This is a genomic window from Pseudomonas agronomica, from assembly GCF_025917275.1.
GTDB lineage: Bacteria > Pseudomonadota > Gammaproteobacteria > Pseudomonadales > Pseudomonadaceae > Aquipseudomonas > Aquipseudomonas agronomica.
The window spans coordinates 1-945 of record NZ_JAOSHO010000913.1 but is presented as its reverse complement, the minus strand read 5'-3'; the positions used below and the strand labels follow the sequence as shown (position 1 = coordinate 945).

At 61.8% G+C, this 945-nt stretch carries 1 protein-coding gene and 1 pseudogene; both read left to right on the top strand.

The genetic code is table 11. The annotated features are described in order from the left end of the window. A pseudogene (locus OC610_RS28070) lies at positions 1-406 on the top strand (beta-ketoacyl-ACP synthase); the annotation flags it as partial. Positions 407-438: 32 nt separating this feature from the next. Beyond that, positions 439-885, top strand: coding sequence for an excinuclease (locus OC610_RS28065; RefSeq protein WP_264432885.1), 447 nt, complete (start codon positions 439-441; stop codon positions 883-885). Positions 886-945 lie beyond the last annotated feature (60 nt).

The window sequence follows — 945 nt, the reverse complement described above, 5'->3', positions numbered from 1 at the left end:
GAGCACCATGCGCCGCGCCATGGAACTGGCCCTGGAAGATGCCGGCCTCGAACCGTCCGCCATCGGCTACGTCAATGGCCACGGCACGGCCACCGAACAGGGCGACGTCGCCGAGACCCTGGCCACCAGCAGCCTGTTCGGCGAGCACATGCCCATCAGCTCGCAGAAAAGCTTCCTCGGCCACACCCTCGGCGCCTGCGGTGCGCTGGAGTCCTGGTTCAGCATCGAAATGCTGAACCGCGACCTCTACGTGCACACCTGCAACCTCGATGAGGTCGACCCCGAATGCGGAAAACTCGATTACCTGCGCAGCGAGTTCCGCGCGATGAGCAATGAGTACGTGATGAACAACAACTTTGCCTTCGGTGGGGTCAACACCTCGCTGATCTTCCGCCGCTGGCATTGATTCCCGTTAATCCCCTGGTCAAGGAGACCATGATGCCGTTGAAGAAAATCGCCGTGACCGCCGCCCTGTTGCTCGGCACCCTGCCAAGCCTCAGCCAGGCCCGTGATACCGCGCTGTACCTGCCGTTCGACAAAGTCGTCGCCGAAGCCGTCCGCACCGGCAAGATCGACGGCAGCGTGAAGTTCTACCTGGCCGGCAACAAACCGGCCGGCAACGTCACCGTGGTCAGCCCGGGCGCGGTAACCAACAAGAAAACCAACGCCTTCAACAAGTCCGACGAAGTGGCCTGTGAATGGGTGCTGCAATCGGCACTGATCAGCCTGCACCAAGCCGCCAAGAACGCCGGCGCCAACGCCGTCACCAACATCGTCAGCTTCTATAAGAGCAACGAACGCAAGGACCCCACCACCTACGAATGCCACGCAGGGGCAATCATGGCCGGCGTCGCGTTGAAAGGCGATTTGGCAAAGGTGCAGTAACAGCGCCTGGAGCTGCGCAGGAGCGATGTAGGAGCGTGTAGGAGCCTGTAGGAGCTGCCG

Excerpts from the sequence above, each read along its gene's own strand:
- OC610_RS28065 (WP_264432885.1), top strand. The coding sequence starts at position 439 with ATGCCGTTGAAGAAAATCGCCGTGACCGCCGCCCTGTTGCTCGGCACC.